At 43.2% G+C, this 4,812-nt stretch carries 6 protein-coding genes; 2 read left to right on the top strand and 4 right to left on the bottom strand.

Going from position 1 to position 4,812, the window contains the following annotated elements; all coding sequences use genetic code 11:
• Nucleotides 1-871, top strand: an 871-nt coding sequence (locus AC5V8P_RS23485; protein ID WP_495473917.1) for an FtsW/RodA/SpoVE family cell cycle protein, incomplete at its 5' end; no start/stop codon positions are given.
• 229 nt (nt 872-1,100) lie between these two features.
• Here AC5V8P_RS23485 and AC5V8P_RS23480 read toward each other — a convergent pair.
• A complete protein-coding gene (locus AC5V8P_RS23480) occupies nt 1,101-1,466 on the bottom strand; it encodes an Asp23/Gls24 family envelope stress response protein (RefSeq protein ID WP_013310912.1) in 366 nt (121 codons plus the stop codon).
• 192 nt (nt 1,467-1,658) lie between these two features.
• On the opposite strand from AC5V8P_RS23480, the gene cax reads away from it, so the two are divergent.
• On the top strand, nt 1,659-2,729 hold the full coding sequence (cax, locus tag AC5V8P_RS23475; protein ID WP_064796300.1) for a calcium/proton exchanger: 1,071 nt from the start codon (nt 1,659-1,661) through the stop codon (nt 2,727-2,729).
• A 195-nt stretch (nt 2,730-2,924) separates the two neighbouring features.
• Here the strand turns inward: cax and AC5V8P_RS23470 are convergent, their stop codons facing one another.
• The 3 genes from AC5V8P_RS23470 to AC5V8P_RS23460 all read right to left on the bottom strand — a co-directional run bounded on the left by AC5V8P_RS23470 (nt 2,925) and on the right by AC5V8P_RS23460 (nt 4,805).
• Nucleotides 2,925-3,215 (bottom strand): Fpa/YlaN family protein, encoded by a 291-nt coding sequence (locus AC5V8P_RS23470; RefSeq protein WP_064796299.1) that lies wholly within the window; start codon nt 3,213-3,215, stop codon nt 2,925-2,927.
• A gap of 140 nt (nt 3,216-3,355) precedes the next feature.
• Nucleotides 3,356-3,598, bottom strand: coding sequence for an HPr family phosphocarrier protein (locus AC5V8P_RS23465; RefSeq protein ID WP_063213642.1), 243 nt, complete (start codon nt 3,596-3,598; stop codon nt 3,356-3,358).
• Nucleotides 3,599-3,689: 91 nt separating this feature from the next.
• A complete protein-coding gene (locus AC5V8P_RS23460) occupies nt 3,690-4,805 on the bottom strand; it encodes an aminopeptidase (protein WP_064796298.1) in 1,116 nt (371 codons plus the stop codon).
• Nucleotides 4,806-4,812: the final 7 nt, after the last annotated feature.

Raw genomic sequence — 4,812 nt, 5'->3', positions numbered from 1 at the left:
CTTATCCGCGCTGATTGTGAAAAAAGGAGATCGATTTAGAGATTTACGGACTGGCTACATACCTGTAACGGTCATTGTAGGCTTTGTTGCAGGACTCATCATGCTTCAACCGGATTTAGGCTCCTGCTTTATTTTGGTAGCCACCAGTGGTCTGATTATTTATGCCGGGGGAGCCAGCGTCAAGCACATTACAGCATCCATCATCCTGCTCGTGCTAGGTGCTTCCATCGTGTTTGGTATTGGATCATTGTTTGGAGGAGATTCCGACAGCGCAAATGGGCAAGCCACTGCTGCCAAACAAGATTATAAAATTGGACGCTTTCAAGCTTTTCTTAATCCTGAAAAGTATAGACAAGGAACGGGATACAATCTGGTACAGTCCTTGCAAGCTATTGGCGAGGGCGGCATAAGCGGATCAGGATTTGGGAAAGGCATTATCAAGCTTCATTATCTGCCCAATTCGTTTAATGATTTTATCTTTTCTGTCATTGGTGAAGAGTTTGGATTTATCGGAACAGCTATTTTTCTGATGCTATATTTGTATTTCATTTGGCGAGGCATGATCATTGCTCTGCGCTGTCATGATCCGTTCGGAACGTTGGTGGGCACTGGTATCATGGGTTTGATCGCCATTCAGGCCTTCATTAATATCGGCGGGGTAACCCAAACCATTCCAATCACAGGTGTAACGCTTCCGTTTATTAGCTTTGGTGGCTCCTCCCTGCTTGTCATGATGTTTTCCATGGGCATCATGCTCAGTATTTCTCGTGAGAATACCAAACAAGCTGTGCAGGAACGCACTACAGGGGTAACTGTCCGTAATGAAGTTCCCAATCGCTTTCAAACTCGTAGAACCAACCGTTATCGCTAAAAAAAGAACTTCCATCTGACCACTAATTACGGTGGCATTGGAAGTTCTTTTTTTGCCTATGCATATGTATAAGTATATAACTACGTGTCCGTCTGCAAAATGTTATATAGCAGATTCACAAAACGAAAACTGGCGTTTTATAACCACCAGTTTTCGTGTTCTTATTCGGATTATCGCAGGGCCCCCTGCACCAATGTTTAAAAAATGTAAATTTACGTATGGTGGTCAATTACACCGCGTCGTCCTTGAAGGCGACACCCTCCACTTTTACGTTCACTTCCACGACCCGCAAACCCGTCATGCTTTCGACGGCTTCTCGCACATTTTGCTGAAGAATTCGGGACACCTCATGAATAGGTGTTTCGTAGAGCACGATAATACGTAGATCAATGGCAGCTTCCAGTTGTCCAACCTCCACTGATACGCCCTTTTGCACATTTTTACCGCTCAGCCTTTTCGCCCAGCCTTCCGATAAGCCGCCTGACATTGCAGCAATGCCTGGTGTCTCTAATGCGGCCATCCCGGCAATTTTTCCTACGACATCGTTGGAAATCTTGATGTTTCCTGCTTCCAGTTGTTGAATTTGCTCTGCCATGACCTATGTCCCCCTTCATACATCCTTTATTTGTATTGTAAAGCCTCAGCCACACCAAATGCAAACCTTACATATGAAAAACATCGTTCGTTTACAACCTATAACGTTTTGGGTATATTAATTTAGAAAATCCATACAAGTGACAGTATTCGCCAAACTTGTACACAACTATTGATATCGAGGTGCTCTTCATTGAAAAAATGGTTATCTCCCGCTTTGCTTATAGTGACATTTGCTCTTAGCGCAATCGCTCATTACACACATTGGAACGCCATTGCCCAATTTCTCATTTGTGCGATTTCTGTTGTATTCGTAGCCGGTTTTCTCGGTAGAGCAACTGAAAGTGTCGCGCATTATGCTGGCCAACGTTTAGGTGGATTCCTAAATGCCACCTTTGGTAACGCAGCCGAACTAATCATCGCCATCTTTCTTGTCAAAGAAGGTCTTTACGATATGGTAAAGGCCAGCCTTACCGGTTCGATCATCGGCAATCTACTGCTGGTGCTCGGAGCAAGTCTGTTTGCTGGCGGTTTGAAATACAAAGTACAAAATTTCAATATATCACTAGCTGGTTTAAGCGGTTCCCTAATGATTGTGGCTGTTATTGCCTTGTTTGTTCCAGCTGTCTTTCTGAACACACACGTGATCACAGATAGCGAATCAGATACACTCAGCCTTATTGTCGCAGGCACGCTCATTGTCGCGTATATTGCGTGGCTTATTTTTTCTATGATTACGCATAAGGACTATTTAGCCGATGTAACCGAACAAAAAGATCAAGAGTTACCGCATGAGCATGCTCCTATATGGTCTAGAAACAAATCCATTGCCTATTTGGTACTCGCTACCGTTATGGTCGCTTTTGTCAGCGAATGGCTGGTAGGAACACTGGAAGTATTTACGATCCAATTTGGTCTGAGTGAATTGTTCGTAGGTGCATTTCTTGTCGCTATTATTGGTAATGCGGCTGAACATAGCGCTGCCATTCTACTGGCCATGAAGAACAAAATCGGTGCATCGGTCGAAATTGCGGTTGGCAGCAGTTTGCAAATTGCCCTATTCGTTGCCCCTGTGCTGATTTTTGTCAGTTACTTTATGGGAAACACGATGAATATCGTTTTCACCACCATTGAACTAGTAGCGATTGCTGTCGCTGTATTTATTGCCAAATCCATCACCCAGGACGGCTCAACCAACTGGTATGAAGGGCTCATGCTGCTGGTAGTGTATGTATTGTTAGGTGTATCTTTCTTCCTTGTGTAGCTTCCAAAGTGTTAAAAGTTTCTTTAATTTCTGTTCACTGTTGCCCTGAATTTTTTAGACGATATAGCACCTTAAGTTTTTAAAATTCTAGGGCAAAGGTGAACGTAAAAGCGACTCTCGTCCCCTTATTAAAAAACGGCATCAAAAAAAGCATGCTCTCAAACTTCGCATGCTCTCATCAATTCAACCGTCTTCCTAATTAGCCTTATTATTCATGGCCTCATATAGAATAGCCAGATTGCGTTCCAGCTCACTGACCAGCTGTTTACCTACCATTTCCGGAAGAAGTCCGGCACGAACCGCAAAATCCACTTCCTTGGAAAATCCGTACATCTGAGTATCCAGCACTTCCTCATAGAGAGGGCAATAACGGGTTGCCAGATTCTCCATCTGTACTTCAATAAGCTTCTTTATTTTACCTGCATCTTCCTGAAGCAGATTAATCGCCTTGATATTCAATTGTTCCTGCAAATCAGATGAAGTCATGGATTCTTCCCCCCTATGTCTCAATGTCGCACAAGACGTCCTAACCTTAATATTAGACCAAATTGCAGGCTAATACAAGAACCTGACAAAAAAAGCATCCCTACAGTTACAGGTAGGGATGCTTTTGCTTCCTCAATAAGTTAGGTGGCTACTGAAATGTGCAGACCGTGCTTCTGGAACACCTCAACAATCGCTTTTTTGGCTTCCTCGGCGTCAGGCCCATGAACGTGCAGTTCATAACTGTGACTGCTGACCAAGGTCGTAAACAAGCCCAGTATACTTTTCACATCAATATACTTATTTTCGGAATGAAGGACGATGGAGGAAGTGAATTTGCTCGCCGTCTGTGCAATTTCAACAACCGCCGCATTATTGTTGGACATAGTGAGATCCCTCGCTTTACTGGATTGTCATGTATCAATGCTCATTCATAATGATACATTGAAATCGCTTTCTCAGCAAGAACAGATATCATTATTTCAAGTTTTCAGGATTTAACGGCTCCAGTTCTGGCAGCACAAAAATGCCATCCTTACGGATCAAAACATCATCAAAATAAATTTCACCGCCACCATATTCCGGACGCTGAATCAATACCAAATCCCAATGAATTGAAGAACGGTTACCGTTATCCGCAGTTTCATAAGCTTGACCTGGTGTAAAATGCAAGCTGCCAGCAATTTTCTCATCAAACAGGATGTCCTTCATGGGATGTAAAATGTGCGGGTTAAACCCGATAGCAAACTCGCCAATGTAGCGTGCTCCCTCATCGGAATCGAGAATATCATTTAACCGCTTGGTATCGTTGCTTGTCGCTTCCACGATTTTACCATTTTCAAAACGGAATTTAACATTCTCGAAGGTAATTCCATTATACAAAGTTTGTGCATTATAGCTAATGGTTCCATTAACTGAATCGCGTACAGGCGCAGTGTAAACCTCGCCATCCGGAATATTGCATTGACCCGAACATTTAACGGCTCCGATTTGCTTGATCGAGAAGCTCAGGTCTGTACCTGGGCCACTGATTCGTACTTTGTCTGTCCGGTTCATCAGATCTGCCAATGCATCTTGAGCTCTGTCCATTTTCGCGTAATCCAGATTACATACATCGAAATAAAAATCTTCGAATGCCTCCGTACTGATATTGGCCAATTGAGCCATACTATCATTCGGATAACGCAGCACTACCCATTTTGTGTGCTTCACACGTTGTTCACTATGTACCGCATGCTGATAAATAGAATTATACATTTTCATTTTATCTTCCGGTACGTCGGACAGATCATTTACATTTTCGCCAGCACGAATTCCGATGTAACAATGCATTTGCTTCATCCGGTTGAGGTCAATTTCAGCCCAAGTCTCCAGCATTTCCTTTGTTGCATTGCGAAGCATAGCGCTTTGTACCTTACGATCCGTAAGCTGAACAAAAACATTTCCGCCTTTTTTACCAACCTCGTGAATAATGGCGTTAAGCAAGTCACGTTCTGTACCAATCATTTCGATCAATACATTTTCTCCAGGCTGCACTTCAACAGAGTAACCTACCAGATTTTCCGCCAGCTTAAGTATTCTAGGATCCTTCATGTAGTGT

It is taken from the genome of Paenibacillus sp. N119s (genome assembly GCF_059447605.1).
The sequence above is the reverse complement of the archived record's forward strand: the minus strand, read 5'-3'. Positions and strand labels throughout refer to the sequence as shown.